A 16,722-nucleotide genomic window follows, 5' to 3' on the forward strand; every position below is an offset into this window, starting at 1 on the left:
ATGAAAATAGTAGTAACAGGAGGGTTGGGTTTTATCGGTTCGCACACTGTTGTCGAATTACAAAATCAGGGCTTTGAAGTACTCATTATCGATGATCTTTCAAATTCCTCTTTGAAAGTACTGGACGGAATTCAGAATATTACTGGAAAAGTTCCTGCTTTCGAAAAGCTAGATTTGCGCGACAAAGATAGAGTACAGGATTTTTTCAAAAGACATCCCGATATTTCAGGGGTGATACACTTTGCGGCTTCAAAAGCAGTTGGTGAAAGTGTTGGGAATCCATTGTTGTATTATGAAAATAATGTTAATACGTTAGTTTACTTACTTCAAGAATTGCAACAAAAACCAGAAGCTAGTTTTATTTTTAGTTCATCTTGTACCGTTTATGGTCAAGCTGAAAAAATGCCAATTACTGAAGATGCTTCCATTCAAACGGCAATATCTCCTTATGGGAATACCAAACAAATTGGGGAGGAAATTATCAACGACACTGCCAAAGTAACCAATATTAATGCAATTTTATTGCGTTATTTCAACCCGATTGGAGCACATCCCTCGGCTGAAATAGGTGAATTACCCATTGGAGTACCGCAAAATTTAGTGCCATTTATTACTCAAACTGGAATGGGTTTGAGAAATGAACTATCCGTTTATGGTGGTGATTACACAACTCTTGATGGAACTTGTATTCGAGATTATATTCATGTAGTTGATTTGGCAAAAGCCCACGTTATTGCCTTACAAAGATTGTTAAATAAAAAAAATACAGCTAAGGTAGAGACTTTCAATCTGGGTACGGGAACTGGAAGTTCCGTTTTAGAAGTCATTTATGCATTCGAAAAAGTTAGCGGTAAAAAATTACCTTACAAAATAGTTGCCCGTAGAGAAGGTGATGTTGTAGAGGCTTATGCCAATACTGATAAAGCGAATACTATTTTAGGTTGGAAAGCGCAATCCACTTTAGAAGAAGCTATGGCAAGTGCCTGGAAGTGGGAACAGAAAATCAGGAAATAAAAAAGCTGTGTTTTGCATTTGCCCCCAATAAGCAGACACTATTTGGGGGCAGTGCATTGACAGCTTTTTTTGTATTATTTTTTAGCAGATTCTTTTAGTTTTTCAGCCGCTTGATTCATTTTATCAGCCCCTTTTTCAAGAACTTCCCCTGCTTTAACCTTAGTGGAATCAGCTGCAGCATCAACTTTTACAGCTGCCGTATCTATTGCTTCATCCATTTCATTTCCAACAGCTTCGGTTGCCTCTTTTACTTCTTCTTTTGTTTCTTTTTTACAAGAAGTCATTAAAGTTGCAACTATTGCCAATCCTAAAAGTATTTTTTTCATTTTTTTTTTTTATTTTAAAAATTAATAATTGGTGAACTCATCCCATAAAGATAAACAAAATCCCCACAAACATAAGCTTATGAGGATTTTGTTTATAGGCAACAACGGATCACTGATCATTATTTTTAAGCATTCGCAGTCACCGCTTCTTTATCAATTTTTCCAATCAATCCTGCTAATACTTTTCCGGGTCCTACTTCAGTAAACAAAGTAGCTCCATCTTTAATCATTTGTTGTACAGATTGTGTCCATTTTACTGGAGCCGTCAATTGTATAATCAGGTTTTTCTTAATTTCATTTGCATCTGAAACAGCACTTGCCGTTACATTTTGATATACTGGACAAATGGGAGTTGAGAACGTGGTTGCTTCAATAGCAGCAGCAAGTTCTTCTCTTGCAGGTTCCATCATTGGTGAGTGAAATGCACCGCCAACAGGTAATAACAAAGCACGTTTTGCCCCTGCAGCTTTCATTGCTTCGCAGGCTTTTTCTACAGCCGATGTTTCTCCAGAAATCACTAATTGTCCCGGACAGTTGTAATTTGCAGCCACCACAATTCCATCAATAGAAGCACAAACTTCTTCCACGATAGTATCCGCCAATCCTAAAACTGCAGCCATAGTCGAAGGTTTTATTTCGCAGGCTTTTTGCATAGCCAATGCACGTTGTGAAACCAATCGCAATCCGTCTTCAAAAGATAAAGCGCCATTTGCCACTAATGCTGAAAATTCACCTAATGAATGTCCCGCCACCATTTCCGGTTTGAAATCATCACCCAGCGTTTTTGCCAAAATCACCGAATGTAAAAAAACTGCGGGTTGTGTAACTTTGGTTTCTTTCAATTCTTCGGCGGTTCCTTCAAACATGATGTCTGTGATGCGGAAACCTAAAATTTCATTGGCTTTCTCGAATAATTCCTTTGCTAATGGAGAGTTTTCATATAAGTCTTTGCCCATTCCTGTAAATTGTGCGCCCTGACCCGGAAATACGTATGCTTTCATCTGTCTAATTTAAAGATTTAAAAATTTAAAGATTGAAAAATTAGTTTCAATCAGAACGCAAAAATACTATTTTTTACGGTATTTGAAACTATCTGTTTGGGTTCGTTTTGTTACTGGAAAGTATACCCCTTATTATAGATAATTAAGATTCAATCAAAAAAAAATCCACTCAAATTAAGGAGTGGATTTAGGCTAAAGCCAAAAGCTAAAGGACAAAATAAGCATTATTTAAAGGTTGTATGTGATGTGCTTTTGCTTCAGAAGCATGTACTTCCTCGTCAAACTCATCTCTGTATTCGTTGACCATTTGCATTAAATTTTTTTCAATTGTAATTGAAATTGCATTTACAGGGGTGTCAGTTGGTCTATTTTCAAATGGATCTTGTAAATGAATTGCCATTTTTTCGATTAAGAAAAAAGCAGCAGCAATCGTTGTCACTAATGGAATTTGAAGCCAGCCAATAGTATTGATTAATCCAAATGGCAAGAGAATTATAAATAAACACAGCGCAAATCGGATGTACATACTGTATGTTGTTGGAAAAATAGTGTTTTTTATACGTTCACACTTCCCCATTGAATCACACAATCGCGTTAATGTATTGTCAATTTCTACTTGCTGGTAAACATTTATTTTATTGCGACTAAGTGCCTTTTTTAAATCTTTGGCGTGTAACATTAAGATAGCATTAGGAACATGTTTGTGTCCTTTTACAAAGCGTAAATCATCTTCATCCAGTAAATCCTTTATTGTTTTTGTTGCATCTTTTTCTCGCAGTGTTTGTCCAAGGCTATAGCACCAAGCAGCTTGTCTTTTTGCAAATTTTTCTTTGAAATCGTTTGCCTGTACTGAAAAATCGGGATCATTGTAAAAAACAATAATTTGTCGCAATAGTGTTCGGGAATCGTTAACAATAGAACCCCAGATTATTCGGGCTTCCCACCAGCGGTCATAAGCTTGATTGGATTTGAATGCCAGTAGCAATGAAATAATTGTGCCAATTATTGTTGGGATTGCTATAGGAATATTGATAGATACAGTTTTGAAAAAATAGCGAAAAATTTCGAATGCAATGCAAAAGAAAATGACTAATGCTAATTCATTTTTTATTTTTCCCAATACATATTTCATGGGAATTTTCTTTTTTAGTAACATATATTTTGAATTAAAATTTTAAACAATCATCTTTAATAAACCTCTTCATATAAAGAAAGGACGGGTAAACCTAATGTCTCGTTAAGAGCAGTTTTTTCTTTTTTTAGGAGTTTTAGTTTCTTGGGTTTTCGTGTTTCGATCAGAATATTTATGTTGTTTTTTGATATCGTATCGGTTAAAAAGGGTTCTATTTCATTCGCTTTTTGTTGGTCATTTATTTTAGTTTGACTTACGATTTTTAAAGAAAAAAGGGTGTTTACATAGGTTTGTAAATCTTCTACTTGAAGGATTGAATCTGAATTTCTAATATACAAGGCCTGACTAAATACTTCTTCTTCAAAGTTCGTATTGAGGTGTAAAATGGGACATTTGCTATTAGAAATGATTTGGACACAATACATATTTATTTTCTTTTTAGAAGATTTAAAAGAAGGAGTAATTATTGTTAATTCAATAGCGAAATGCTCCATTAAATTTCTAAAAAGGGGTGAAGAAATACCGTATTGATGGTGAATTTTTAAGCTGCAATTGCTGGATTTCAAAATGATTTCTCTACACATTTGTAAAACATTTTCCTGTGCAGTGCTTAGATTCTGATTGATGTTTCTTAATAAATTGGCAGATGAATACGTGTCTGGAATGTCAGCTATTAGCATCAAAATGAGCAGGCATTGCTCGTCATTAGATGATTTTATGGCTGTTTTAATTGCATTGATTGTATCGCTTTGTAATGTCGTAGGAATTAGAATATTTTTCATATGTATTAAATTTGATTTATTTATACATACAAAATAACAGTACCCAGTTTACAGCAATCTTAAATTAACATTAGAATATTCTAAGAATTAACATTAGAATCTCTAATGTTGGCGGTATTAAACGTAATGTTTACAATAGTGCCTTGATCCGGTTCAGATTGTATTTTAAGTTCTCCATTATGCATCCTGATTATTTTCATGGCAAGCGGAAGTCCTAATCCATAGCCATTGTATTTTGATGCTTTTTTGCCTCGGAAAAAAGGCTCGTAAAGATGGGGGATGTCTTCTGCGGGGATACCAATTCCAATATCAGTAATCGAAATTTTGATGGATGAATTGTTTCCTGATAAAGTAACAAAAACAGTTTCGTTATCGGAATATTTCACACCATTGGCTATAATATTATTCAATGAAAGTTCCAATAAAGATCTGTTACAGGGGATTTCTAGTAAACTCGGATCACTAGGGATTTTATTAATTTTTATCCTCACTCTGTTATTAGGATAGATTTTATCAATATCCGATTTTACATCCATTAGAAGTTCATCAATTCTCACGACATCTAATAATTGTTTTTTTCCGTCATAACCGGTTTGTGTCAGTTTTAAAAGACTTTCCGTAAGATCTCCCAGTCTTGAGGCCTGACTGTGAATATTTTCTAAAGAGGAAATATATTCCGTAACGCTTCTTTCTTTTAAGAGCATGATCTCTGCTTCGGCAATTATGGTTGTTACTGGTGTTTTTAGTTCATGTGAAGCATTATTTATAAAATTAGCTTGAATTTCAAATGAGGTTTCCAGTCGATCCAGCATATTGTTAAATGTCTTTATTAAATCGGCAATTTCATCGGTGCTTTTGCTTTCGGGAAGTCTGTTGTGTAGGTTTGATGCGCTTATTCTTTTTACTTCGTATGTAATTCGAGCTACTGGATCTATGACTCTTCTCGCCAGAAATCTGCCAAGAAAATAAGCTAATAGTATAAAAGCCAACCCTCCAAAAAAGAGAATTTGAATAATATAAATGCTGCTTACATTTCCCCTTCGGTCTATTGCAGTGATAATTACGATGTATTTTTGATTGGATTCCGTAAAAGTCTGGGCGTAAAAATAACGATTGCTATTTTCAATCCAATTAGAACCATTAGCCATCACTTTTGTATAAAAATCAGCCGGTAAATCAAGATTGGTATTGTATTCAAATGTGTTTTTTCCACTGACTTTAAGAACAAAATCTTGTTCATCAATGAGTTCTTCAAGTCCATTTGCTTTGAATTCTTTGAAATAACGGGTTTTTACAGGGTCATTTTGATAATGAATCGACGCCACTATTTTAGCCCGATCTTGTAATCTTTTCAAAAAGTGATATTGGTTATTTTGTTTAAACAAAAAGAAGACTACTAGACTTAACAGAAGTGTACTAAGGGTTGAAAGCGCAATATAGGTAAAGGTAATTTTTTTCTTAATCTGCATTTTTTATGGTTTCAGTACATAACCCAAGCCTTTCATGGTATGAATTAGTTTAGTGTCGTATGGTTTGTCAATTTTTTTTCTCAAATAGTTAATGTAGACATCAATTACATTTGTATTCATGTCAAAATTAATATCCCAAACATTATCTAAAAGCTGTTCACGGGATAAAATAGTCTCAGAGTTGATGGCCAGATAATGCAAAAGTTTAAATTCTTTGGCTGTTAATAGAATAATATCACCATTTCTGGTTACCGATTTTGTTCTCGAATTAATTTCAAGATCAGCAATAATGATACTTTCATTCGGTTTTTGGACTTGACCAGCTCTTCTGGAAAGTGCATTGACTCTAGCATCAAGTTCTAAAAATTTAAAAGGTTTTATTAAATAATCATCAGCGCCGGAATTCAATCCGTTTATTATATTTTCAGTACTTCCTAAAGCGGTTAATAATAAAATGGGAACAAAATTTTTCGCAGCTCTCAAGCGCCTACAAATTTCAATACCATTAATATCGGGTAACATTACATCTAATAGTACCACATCAAAATCATGATTAGAAAGTAACTCTAATGCCGTTGTCCCATCAAGTGCAACACTTACATCATGATTTTTTTCTGAAAACCCTTTACGTATAATTGACGATAGATTGGGCTCGTCTTCAACTATTAATAACTTCATTAAGATTTACTATTTCTACAAATCTAATGATTAAACTTTTGGTTTTTTTTCAAAATGGGGCTACAGTGCTAATATTAACAAAACCTTATAATTATCAGAAAGCTTTAAGTTGAGTTTTCAGAAATCAGATTAAATGGTTTCTGTTAGATTCACTTTTGGTCGACAAAATGGATGGTTAATTCATTGTACTGATGAGTTTCGGTTTTACTCAAGAAAAGTTGCTTTTCATCAACAGTAAGTTGGACGTGTTTTTTCTTAATTTGAATAAATCATCAACAATAGAAAAAGACATCAGTAATCTTATCGAAACAAATCATAAGGTTAAGTTGGTTTAAGTGTCTATTTGTCAATAAACTTAAATATGCTAAATTTTGCTTTTTGTACAATGGTTTAATCCAAATTATTAATCGAGTTTAGATTATGAAAAAGGATTTTATGTTAGTTCTACTATTGTATGTTTGTTTATATGTTTAATTTAATTAATATTGTAATTCAAGTTGCTATATTAGTATTGAGTAGGGTTCTAAATGAGAATTTTGATGCAAAACAAGTTGTTTTATAGTAAATCAATAATTTATATGTATATAGAAGCTATTCACAATGTCTGAAACAAAAGCAATTAATAATAAACTATTGGTTACAGCACTTATGGTGGGTAATGAAAAAGCCTTCACTGAACTTTTTAATACCTATTGTAATGATGTTTATGCGTATAGTTTAAGTATGCTTAAAAATCAAGTCCTTGCAGAAGAAATTGTTCAAGATGTATTCTTAAATATCTGGCTGCATAGAGACAGACTTAATACTGATTTGTCATTCAAGTCCTATGTGTTTACCATTACACGCAACTTAACATTTAATCTTATTAGTACCTTAGCAAACAACCATAAGCTTAAGAAAGAAGTGTTCTACGTAAGTCAAAAGTCATATAGTCCAATTGAGGACATCATTGCTGAAGCTGATTATGATATTATAAAGAATAAAGCTATTGAACAATTGTCTCCCAAGCGTAGAATTATTTTTGAAATGTCACGTAATAAAGAAATGAGTTACGAGGAAATAAGCAAGGAATTGAATATTTCTGTAAGTACCGTAAAAGGTCAAATGAGCAAAACCTTAGCAGATATTAGAAATTTTTTGGAAACTCATGGAGATGTTACACTTCTTATTAGCCTTCTTTCCTCCCGTTGGCTGGAATAATGATTCGTTGATTATTATCGTTTTTTTTTCTTCTTTTCTTTTTATTTCTTTTTATTTTTTCTGTTTTATTATTTTTTCTGTTTTATTATTTTTTCTGTTTTATTATTTTTTCTGTTTTATTATTTTTTTTCGAAAAAAATAATAATAGTCAATAGTACTTTTCCTTTTCTCATCTGTATTATATATAAGAAAGTATATTATGCAACACGATACCCATATCAAAAAATTACTAAAAAAGTTCATTCTGAATCAATGCTCTCAAGAGGAAGTCGATGAAGTTGTACAGTATATTCAAGGCTTGACTGAATCAAATGGACTACCAAGCGTAGCAGAAGTGTTGGCAATTTTAGACGAAAAGCCAATGATGACGGCCCTTGATGCTATTCGCATTCGGAACAAAATACTAGCGATTCCTCAAAAACAACAAAAGACATCGTTAAAAAGGAAATCTCATTTTATGAACTATACAGCTGCCGCTGTTTTCGTAGGGATTTTAACTACCGCTTATTTTTTTAAGGATGTTATTTTCAACAAGCCAGTTCAGGCTATTCCAGTAATAGTCCAGCAAGATGTAAATGCCCTGGAACCAGGTACTGATAAAGCGACACTTACCCTAGGGAACGGATCGCAAATAGCTTTAGTAAATGGGACTTCATTGAAAACACAAAATGCCAAAAGTAATGGGGAGGAAATTATTTATGAAGCTAAAGAAAGAAATACAGGTGAAGTAGTTTATAATTATTTGACAATCCCTAGAGGAGGTAAATTCTTTATTAAATTATCTGATGGTACCCAAGTATGGTTAAATTCTGAAACTAAATTAAAATTTCCAGTAGCTTTTATTGAAGGACAAACCAGACAAGTAGAATTAGTTTATGGAGAAGCCTATTTTGATGTGTCACCTAGTACAAAACATAAAGGGGCTCATTTCAAAGTGTTTAGTAATCAACAGGAAGTAGATGTTATTGGTACAGAATTTAATATCAAGGCTTATAAGGATGAAGCTAATACCTATACAACATTAGTGAAGGGGAAGGTGGATGTAAATATTGAAAACAGAAAACAAAGATTAATGCCAAATCAACAATTAAATTTAAACATTACAACAAGCAATTCATTTGTAAAAAATGTAGATGTTTATAATGACATATCATGGAAAGAAGGGGTTTTTAGTTTCGAAAAAATAACACTTAAGGATATGATGAAAGTATTGTCTCGTTGGTATGATTTTAATTTTATATTCAAAAATAAAGAAATTGAAAACGAAATTTTTGATGGCGTTCTAAGGAAAACCCAAACCTTAGATGAAATTTTGAGAAGTATTAAATATTTTAAAATTATAAAAAACTATGAAATAAAAGATAAAGAAGTAGTTCTGGAATAAAAACCGGCAAGGAAGCATGCATTCCTCTGTGACGCTTACTTCATCACACCATTTTAATCTATTAACCTATTGTATAACCAACCAACCAAAAAAATATGAAAATTATTAAAGTACTTAATGTCTTTATTCCCGCTAGAGAGCGGCTAATTAAAACTGTTATGAGAGCATTTATCTTTTTATGGTGTACAAATGTTTTTTGTCTCAATGTACACAACACATATGCACAAGTGAATGTAATTATTGAAAAGGATCAATCAGCAACAATTTATCAGGTATTTAAAATTATAAAACAACAGACTGATTTAAATTTTGTTTATCCTAGAAAAGTTTTTAAAGACATTCCGAATGTTGAATTAAAAAAAGGTATAATCACAGTATCTAAATTATTAGGACAATGTCTTTCCAGTAATAATCTAAATTTTGAGCTAACGAAAGATAATACCATCTTAATTAAAGAAAAGACTGTAATGGTTCCTAACAAAGTACAGCAGAAAATAATAAGCGGAAAAATCACTGATGAATCTGGACAACCTATACCAGGAGTTAATATTATTGAAAAAGGAACCACAAATGGAATCCAAAGCGATTTTGATGGGAATTTTTCAATAAAGATAAATAGCGAAAAAGCAATATTGGTGGTTTCTTATATTGGTTTTAAAACAAAAGAAATTTTGTTAAATGGTCAAGTTAATCTTTTGATTAAATTAGAAGAAGACTCCGCTACGCTAGATGAAGTAGTGGTAGTTGGTTACGGTTCTATCAAGAAAAAAGACTTGACTGGATCTGTGGTTTCTGTTGGCGCAGAAAAACTACAAGGGAGGTCAAATAGTAATGTGCTTCAGTCACTTGCAGGACAGGCAACTGGTGTACAAATTACACAGTCTCAAGGTGCTCCTGGTATTGCTCCTACAATAAAAGTACGTGGTGCTTCTTCCATAAATGCAGGTACTAGCCCGCTTTATGTTATTGATGGAATCCCGTTGGAAGATAGTTCAACAAATTCAACAGATACAGGAATAACCACAGGGAGTAATTTGAGTTTTAATCGAAATCCACTGAATTTTATTAACCCTAATGATATTGAGTCGATTGATATATTGAAAGACGCATCTTCTGCAGCCATTTATGGTTCTAGGGGGGCAAATGGTGTTGTTATCATCACCACCAAGCAAGGGAAGGCAGGTAAAACCAAAATTGACGCGACTTTTGAATCTGGTTTTTCACATGTCAACCGTAAGACTGATATGATGAATGCCTCAGAATTTATTGCCTTCAACTCGGCGGCTAGAAATAATTCATGGGCGACAATTGTTGCCGCAAATCCATCGGCCACAAGAGGAATTAATGTAACTGTTCCTGTAGAATTTTCGGATCCCGCTTGGATTGCCCGTATCGGAAATGGAACGGATTGGCAGGATGTTGCATTTAGAACTGCTAAAAACCGTAATTTTCAATTGTCGGCTTCCGGTGGTAACGAGAAGACACAATTCATGGTGTCAATGGGTTATCTTGATTCAGAAGGTGTTGTTGATAACAACACTTACGAACGAATTAATCTAAGGTCAAATATCAAGCATAAGTTTAATGATAAAGTTCGTATGGGAATGAACATTGGCCTTAGCCGTGCAAAAGAAGCGCCATACGGTACAGGTGGAAAAAGTGACGTGGTAAGTTTGGCTTTGCAAAGTGATCCGTTTTTTCCGCTTTATGTTGAAACAGGAAGTCTGGGTTTTAAAGATCCTACTTCAATTTGGAATACATTTTCTAAATATGGTTTCCAGCTTTGGCATCCTTATGCATTAACCAGGGAAGCAATTACTAAAAAAATAACGAATATATCTACGATAACTTCTTATCTTGAATGGGATATTATTAAAGATTTAACTTTAAAAACTTCTGCAAGTTCTAATATTGAGAATACAGTTCATAATTTCTACTGGAATGCAGGTCAGAACTGGGGATACTCTGGATGGGTGCCAGCTCAAGCCGACTTCAAAACGCTGCAATCGAATAACTGGATTTCGGAAACTACACTGACTTATAATAAGACATTTAATCAGAATCATAATTTAAATTTATTGGCTGGTTATTCTGCACAAGAACAAAGTACAGATATGAGTAGTATGACAGCGGGTAATTTTTCGAATGATTTAGTACATACCTTGAATGCAGGCGTTGTGAATGCAGGTAACACTTTTTCAGAAGAGTGGTCATTAGTTTCCTATTTGTCCCGTGCCAATTATTCTTACAAAGGCAAATATCTGGCATCTGCAGCAGTTAGAGCTGATGGTTCTTCTCGTTTTGGATCGAATAACAGATGGGGGTATTTTCCATCAGGATCGCTTGCTTGGCGTATCTCTGAAGAATCATACCTAAAGGATGTTTCTTGGTTAACGAATATGAAAGTTAGGTTGAGCTATGGAGCAACGGGTAACAATCAGATTCCAAACTACGGATCGATTGGGGTATTAGGGTATAGCCCATATGTAAGTTCAGGTACCTTAAACCAAGGGATTTATACATCAAACTTTGCAGATAAAAATTTGAAATGGGAAAAAACGGGTCAGACCAACTTTGGGGTTGATTTGAGTGTTTTTAATGGACGTGTGAAATTTACTGGGGATATCTATTATTCAAAAACGAAAGATTTGTTACTTAATGTACCTATTCCAATTCTTTCAGGTTTCTCTTCTACTTTGACGAATATTGGAGAGCTAGAAAACAGAGGGATTGAATTAAATCTTAGCACACACAATATCGACAGTGAATTCAAATGGACTACTGACTTTAATATTTTCGCCAACCGAAACAAGGTGTTAAAACTGGGTGTAAACGATGCTCCAATAGATATTAATGTTAGTAGTATGACATCTCGCACCGCTGTAGGACAACCGATAGGTATGTATTATGGTTATGTTGTCGAAGGTGTAATCATGTCAAAAGCGGAGTTGGATAGCAAAGCTTATCCAGTATGGCCAGGCAGTGAAGCGGGTGATCCAAGGGTAAAGGATGCTAATAATGATGGTAAAATTGATTCTAATGATCGTACCTATATTGGGAACAATCAAGCTGATTTTCAATGGGGATTGACGAATAATTTTTCTTACTCAGGATTTGAACTTTCAGTTTTGGTGCGCGGTTCGCAAGGTGGAGAAATTCTTAACCATAATGCCCGATATCTGAAATCAGGTGTAGGTGGAGGGAACCGTAACATGTATTCTGTTGTAAACAATTACTGGAAATCCGATGCAGATCCTGGCAATGGAATGATTCCAAAACCTCGTATGTTACCAACTACTGTTCGTGATTTTGGGTCAAGTTATTGGGTTGAAGATGGATCATTCGTTCGTATCCAAAATATTCGTATGGGGTATAATTTGCCTAAAAAATTAGTTGAAAAAATGAAGGTAAGTAACATAAAGTTATATCTAAATATGGAAAATGTACATGTATTCTCTGATTATTTAGGTTTTGATCCAGAAGGTAGTACCTATCAATCCGGTGTATTGGTAGGCTTTGATTATGGTGCTTATCCAAATCCTTTTACCGCCACCGCTGGACTAAATATTAGTTTTTAAAAATCTAGATAAATCATTTAAAACTTAAGAAAATGAAAAAAATAACATATATCATACTTTTTTGTAACGTATTCCTATTGGGATGTAGTTCCGACTTTTTAGATAAAGCGCCTATTTCAAATGCTAACGAAGAGAATTTTTATAAATCGCAGAAGGATATTGAAACAGCGATGTGGTCTGCTTATAATTCGCTTTATACTTTATACGGTCCTGAAAGTCTGCCGTCGTTCTACGGCGAGTTAATGTCCGATAATGCATATAGTGATAATGCTGCCGGAAGAATACAAGACTATGAAAGCTTTGAATTGCACGCCATGACTATCGATAATGAGTTAGTTCTCAATTTCTGGAATAACTATTATAAGGCAATTTATATTGTAAATAATAGTATTGTCAGTGCCGAAAAACTTGATTTTGCGAATCGAGATGCTTTAATTGGGGAAGCTAAGTTTTTACGTGCTTTGTACTATTTTGACATGGTTCGTGCCTGGGGTGATGTACCATTGGTCATAACTCCAATCAGTATTGCTAATGCTTATGCACAAGGGCGCACGCCAAAGGCGCAAGTTTATGCCCAAATTATTGAGGATCTTGATTTTGCGGTAGCGAAATTACCAGTAAAAACAAGTCAACGTTTTGTAGGTGCTGCCAGCCAAGAAGCGGCCAATACTTTACTGGGTAAGGTTTATCTAACTATGGGGAATAAAACAAAAGCTACTGAAACTTTGTTGAAAGTTTATGGCAAGTTTAGTCTGGTACCTTATGCCGATTTATGGAATTTAACTAAGAAAAATGGTGCGTCGTCTATTTTTGAGATTCAATATAAAGGTGGTGTATCCAATCCATACAGTTTATATTGGGCCATGTTCTCACCAGTTGACAATCGTGTGGTTACAGCTTGGGGCGGAGGATTTAATCAGATTGCTAATGATTTATGGAATGCCTATGAAACGGGTGATCCAAGGAGAGACATCTCTATTCAAAATGGGTATCAAACTGCTAACAACTCATTTGTCAACGTAAAATTTCCGATTAAATGGAAAGATACAAAAGCTCCAGTTGCTGGTTTAAGAGAAGCTTCGGATAATAACTTTATCATTCTTCGCTATGCTGATGTTCTTCTAATGCTGACAGAAGCAACTTCAGATCCAAAATACATGAACGAAGTTCGTGCCCGTGTTGGATTACCAGCCTATGGAGCGATAGGTTATCCAGCTCATTACAATACGGTGAATTTAGCGCTGGAACATGAAAGTCAGGTCGAATTTGCATGTGAGTTCCATCGTTGGTTTGATTTAATAAGAACCGGAAGAGCAATTCCAGTAATTAAAAGCAGTAGTAAAAATATCACTATTACAGAAGCGAAATTATTATTGCCTATTCCTATTTTAGTAATTACCCAAAATCCGGGTGTGATTACTCAAAATGAAGCTTATAAATAGAAATTAGGATTTTAAGTTAGTTAGTTAGTTAGTTAGTTAGTTAGTTAGTTAGTTTTGTTAGGAGTATAGACTGCTTCCTGTCGAATAGACAGGTAAGCGGTCTTTCTTTTTTTATTGTGTCGAGACATTCCCTTCTTTAAAGATTGACTCTGCAATAGCTGTTTTTAAGGTTTTGTTCTTTTTTTTAATTCGAATAATTTTTAAACATATAAATCCACAATAATCTGGAAAAGCGAATGTTAAAAGAAGCCATGATGACAATTACCCCTGCAATAATAGGGATGATTTTTAAATCGAAAGTTTCGGTAAAGAAAAATTGGGCAATAATATAAGTAGCAATTCCTTGCGCTACTGTCAGTCCGTAGTTTACATACATAGCACCAAAGAAATAGCCCGGTTCCTTCTCAAATTTAAATTGGCAATGGGAGCAATAGGGGTTCATTTTAGGGAATCCAATATTGAAAAAAATGTTTTTTTCTTTAAATACTTTGCCTTCAAGGCAATGAGGGCAATCATTATTTAGGATGTGGACGATAGCGTTTGACATTTTGTTATTTTTATCAAAGATATTTCTAATCCACGTCATGGATGTTTTCTATATTCGCTTATTATAGCACAAAAAAGACATTCAAGGCATATGAAAAAGTATCCTATTTATAACATTCAGCGGTTTAACTGCAATTCCGTGAATAGCGATTTATACATTAATACCTTCAAAAATCACTTGATCGACCATAGTTTTGTGGAGGAACCGCATCGCCATAATTCCTATGTTTTGGTCTTTTTTACCAAAGGATCGGGAACACATGAAATTGATTTTGATGTATTTACGATTCAGCCGGGAAGTATGTTTTTTTTGCAGCCCGGACAAATGCACCATTGGAATTTATCCGATGATGTGGAAGGGTTTGTGATTTTCTATTCGCAGGAAATGTATAATCTCTATTTTGGACAAAAAACCATCGGGGACTATCCCTTTTATTCTTCGGTGGACAATAAGCCTGAAATGGTTTTTGATGCATCTGAATCAAAAGCGATTTTGCCTTATTTTGAAAGTATGATTGCTGAGGTTAACGAAAATCAATTACGGAAGCAGGATAAAATCATGAATCTGCTGGATATTATACATATTGAAATTACCAGAAAATATAGTGAAAAACATCTCCATGAAGCGCATTCGTATAATGTGAAAATCAAGGGTTTTGAGGTGCTTTTAGAAAAGAATTTTAAAACGGAAAAAATGCCTTCTTTCTATGCTTCGCAACTTCATATTACGTTAAAACACTTGAACCGGATTTGCAATGAAATCTTGCAAAAAACCACAACCGAAGTAATTACGGATAGAATCATTCTCGAAGCCAAGCGCATGTTGATGGATAAAAAGTTTACCGTCAATGAAATCGCTACGGAATTAGGCTTTGATGATTATTCGTATTTCACACGATTGTTTAAAAAAAATACAGGAAAAACTCCGACTGCGTTCCGTATTTTTAAAAAGTAATTACGAATTAACTGTAACTAAACTAGCCGCTTTTTTCGCTTTTTCTACCACTTCTTCAATTGGAGTTTCTAGGGTGTCATTGACCAAAGCTACCCCCATTCTTCTATACGGTCTTGAAGTTGGTTTGCCAAAAATTCTAAAATCAGTTTTAGGCAAAGAGGCAATTTTTTCGATGCCGGAATACGTCGGGTTTGTTGAATTTTCAGAAGCTAAAATTACGGCACTCGCTCCCGCTTTTTCTAATGTGATTTCGAAAATAGGCAAGCTCAAAATGGCTCTTAAATGCAATTCGAATTCATTGAAATTTTGTGTTCCGGCCAAAGTTACCATTCCGGTATCATGGGGTCTTGGCGATAATTCCGAGAAATAAACGCCGTCATCTGCCAAGAAAAATTCTACTCCAAAAAGTCCCGCTCCGCCCAACGCTTCGGTTACTTTTTCGGCGATGTCTTGCGCTTCGTATAAATCCTTGTCGGAAATTAAAGCGGGTTGCCAGCTTTCCTGATAATCGCCACGTTCTTGTCTGTGACCTATTGGCGCACAAAATAGTGTGGGATTGTTATTTTGAACTACTGTCAATAAAGTAATCTCCGAATTGAATTTGACAAAAGCCTCTACAATTACTTCCACCACATCGCCACGGGAATCTTCAACGGCATAATTCCATGCTTTCTCAATATCAGCTTCCGTTTTTATCGTGGACTGTCCTTTTCCAGACGAAGACATTAATGGTTTTACCACGCAGGGCATTCCAACGGCTTCAACGCCTTTTTGCAATTCCTCAGCAGTTGTGGCGTAACGATAATCAGCAGTTTTTAAACCTAATTCTCTGGCAGCTAAATCCCGGATCGCTTTTCGGTTCATGGTAAAATTAGCCGCTTTCGCAGAGGGAACTACCGTGATGCCTTGTTTCTCGTACTCATAAAAACGCTCGGATCTGATGGCTTCTATTTCTGGAACGATGAAATCAGGTTTGTGTTTAGCAACGATTCGATCCAAGGCTTCGCCGTCCAGCATATTGATGACTTCAAAACCATGAGCCATTTGCATGGCGGGTGCATTTTCGTAACTGTCAACGGCAATTACGATTTGTCCGATGCGTTGGGCAGAGATTGTAAATTCTTTTCCTAATTCGCCTGAGCCAAGAAGTAGTATTTTCATATTTTTTATGTTAGGTGGCTGGTGACAGCTTGCGAACTGTACGTATCGCATGAG

At 34.7% G+C, this 16,722-nt stretch carries 14 protein-coding genes; 6 read left to right on the forward strand and 8 right to left on the reverse strand.

Annotation, left to right across the window (positions count from 1 at the left end):
* Positions 1-1,014, forward strand: coding sequence for a UDP-glucose 4-epimerase GalE (gene galE, locus ACNQGG_RS02705; protein WP_417961284.1), 1,014 nt, complete (start codon positions 1-3; stop codon positions 1,012-1,014).
* Between the two features lie 74 nt (positions 1,015-1,088).
* On the opposite strand, the gene ACNQGG_RS02710 is transcribed toward galE, so the two are convergent.
* From ACNQGG_RS02710 to ACNQGG_RS02735, 6 genes are all read right to left on the reverse strand, one after another.
* Positions 1,089-1,340: a hypothetical protein gene (locus ACNQGG_RS02710; RefSeq protein ID WP_417961286.1), complete on the reverse strand. Its 252-nt coding sequence runs from the start codon at positions 1,338-1,340 to the stop codon at positions 1,089-1,091.
* A gap of 125 nt (positions 1,341-1,465) precedes the next feature.
* Complete coding sequence (fabD, locus tag ACNQGG_RS02715; RefSeq protein ID WP_417961288.1) at positions 1,466-2,341, reverse strand: ACP S-malonyltransferase; 876 nt, start codon at positions 2,339-2,341, stop codon at positions 1,466-1,468.
* 205 nt (positions 2,342-2,546) lie between these two features.
* Positions 2,547-3,497 (reverse strand): bestrophin family protein, encoded by a 951-nt coding sequence (locus ACNQGG_RS02720; RefSeq protein ID WP_417961290.1) that lies wholly within the window; start codon positions 3,495-3,497, stop codon positions 2,547-2,549.
* A 32-nt stretch (positions 3,498-3,529) separates the two neighbouring features.
* Positions 3,530-4,255 (reverse strand): hypothetical protein, encoded by a 726-nt coding sequence (locus ACNQGG_RS02725; protein WP_417961292.1) that lies wholly within the window; start codon positions 4,253-4,255, stop codon positions 3,530-3,532.
* A gap of 80 nt (positions 4,256-4,335) precedes the next feature.
* Entirely contained in the window at positions 4,336-5,610 is a 1,275-nt protein-coding gene (locus ACNQGG_RS02730) for a HAMP domain-containing sensor histidine kinase (protein ID WP_417961294.1), read from the reverse strand.
* 117 nt (positions 5,611-5,727) lie between these two features.
* Positions 5,728-6,402, reverse strand: a complete 675-nt coding sequence (locus ACNQGG_RS02735) for a response regulator transcription factor (protein WP_417961296.1) — start codon at positions 6,400-6,402, stop codon at positions 5,728-5,730.
* 633 nt (positions 6,403-7,035) lie between these two features.
* Between ACNQGG_RS02735 and ACNQGG_RS02740 the strand changes: the two genes are divergently transcribed.
* The 4 genes from ACNQGG_RS02740 (at position 7,036) to ACNQGG_RS02755 (ending at position 14,006) form a co-directional block, all read left to right on the forward strand.
* Positions 7,036-7,602, forward strand: a complete 567-nt coding sequence (locus tag ACNQGG_RS02740) for an RNA polymerase sigma-70 factor (protein ID WP_417961298.1) — start codon at positions 7,036-7,038, stop codon at positions 7,600-7,602.
* Positions 7,603-7,801: 199 nt separating this feature from the next.
* A complete protein-coding gene (locus ACNQGG_RS02745; RefSeq protein ID WP_417961300.1) occupies positions 7,802-8,986 on the forward strand; it encodes a FecR family protein in 1,185 nt (394 codons plus the stop codon).
* A gap of 158 nt (positions 8,987-9,144) precedes the next feature.
* On the forward strand, positions 9,145-12,564 hold the full coding sequence (locus ACNQGG_RS02750; protein WP_417961302.1) for a SusC/RagA family TonB-linked outer membrane protein: 3,420 nt from the start codon (positions 9,145-9,147) through the stop codon (positions 12,562-12,564).
* 32 nt (positions 12,565-12,596) lie between these two features.
* Positions 12,597-14,006, forward strand: coding sequence for a RagB/SusD family nutrient uptake outer membrane protein (locus ACNQGG_RS02755; RefSeq protein ID WP_417961304.1), 1,410 nt, complete (start codon positions 12,597-12,599; stop codon positions 14,004-14,006).
* 184 nt (positions 14,007-14,190) lie between these two features.
* Here ACNQGG_RS02755 and ACNQGG_RS02760 read toward each other — a convergent pair whose 3' ends face one another.
* Entirely contained in the window at positions 14,191-14,553 is a 363-nt protein-coding gene (locus tag ACNQGG_RS02760) for a structural protein (protein WP_417961306.1), read from the reverse strand.
* A gap of 90 nt (positions 14,554-14,643) precedes the next feature.
* Here ACNQGG_RS02760 and ACNQGG_RS02765 point away from each other — a divergent pair, with 90 nt between their 5' ends.
* The gene (locus ACNQGG_RS02765; protein ID WP_417961308.1) at positions 14,644-15,507 is read left to right on the forward strand and encodes an AraC family transcriptional regulator; all 864 of its coding nucleotides are present in this window, start codon (positions 14,644-14,646) and stop codon (positions 15,505-15,507) included.
* Here ACNQGG_RS02765 and purT read toward each other — a convergent pair whose 3' ends face one another.
* Positions 15,508-16,719 carry a formate-dependent phosphoribosylglycinamide formyltransferase gene (gene purT, locus ACNQGG_RS02770; RefSeq protein ID WP_417961310.1) on the reverse strand — a complete coding sequence of 404 codons (1,212 nt, stop codon included), beginning with the start codon at positions 16,717-16,719 and terminating at the stop codon, positions 15,508-15,510.
* Between the last annotated feature and the right edge of the window lie 3 nt (positions 16,720-16,722).

Source organism: Flavobacterium esculini (assembly GCF_048284325.1).
Taxonomy (GTDB): Bacteria; Bacteroidota; Bacteroidia; order Flavobacteriales; family Flavobacteriaceae; genus Flavobacterium.

What these genes read in the sequence shown, in the direction of transcription:
- galE (WP_417961284.1), top strand. Translation starts at nt 1, where the DNA reads ATGAAAATAGTAGTAACAGGAGGGTTGGGTTTTATCGGTTCGCACACT.
- ACNQGG_RS02710 (WP_417961286.1), bottom strand. Translation starts at nt 1,340, where the DNA reads ATGAAAAAAATACTTTTAGGATTGGCAATAGTTGCAACTTTAATGACT.
- fabD (WP_417961288.1), bottom strand. Translation starts at nt 2,341, where the DNA reads ATGAAAGCATACGTATTTCCGGGTCAGGGCGCACAATTTACAGGAATG.
- ACNQGG_RS02720 (WP_417961290.1), bottom strand. Translation starts at nt 3,497, where the DNA reads ATGTTACTAAAAAAGAAAATTCCCATGAAATATGTATTGGGAAAAATA.
- ACNQGG_RS02725 (WP_417961292.1), bottom strand. Translation starts at nt 4,255, where the DNA reads ATGAAAAATATTCTAATTCCTACGACATTACAAAGCGATACAATCAAT.
- ACNQGG_RS02735 (WP_417961296.1), bottom strand. Translation starts at nt 6,402, where the DNA reads ATGAAGTTATTAATAGTTGAAGACGAGCCCAATCTATCGTCAATTATA.
- ACNQGG_RS02745 (WP_417961300.1), top strand. Translation starts at nt 7,802, where the DNA reads ATGCAACACGATACCCATATCAAAAAATTACTAAAAAAGTTCATTCTG.
- ACNQGG_RS02750 (WP_417961302.1), top strand. Translation starts at nt 9,145, where the DNA reads ATGAGAGCATTTATCTTTTTATGGTGTACAAATGTTTTTTGTCTCAAT.
- ACNQGG_RS02755 (WP_417961304.1), top strand. Translation starts at nt 12,597, where the DNA reads ATGAAAAAAATAACATATATCATACTTTTTTGTAACGTATTCCTATTG.
- ACNQGG_RS02760 (WP_417961306.1), bottom strand. Translation starts at nt 14,553, where the DNA reads ATGTCAAACGCTATCGTCCACATCCTAAATAATGATTGCCCTCATTGC.
- ACNQGG_RS02765 (WP_417961308.1), top strand. Translation starts at nt 14,644, where the DNA reads ATGAAAAAGTATCCTATTTATAACATTCAGCGGTTTAACTGCAATTCC.
- purT (WP_417961310.1), bottom strand. Translation starts at nt 16,719, where the DNA reads ATGCGATACGTACAGTTCGCAAGCTGTCACCAGCCACCTAACATAAAA.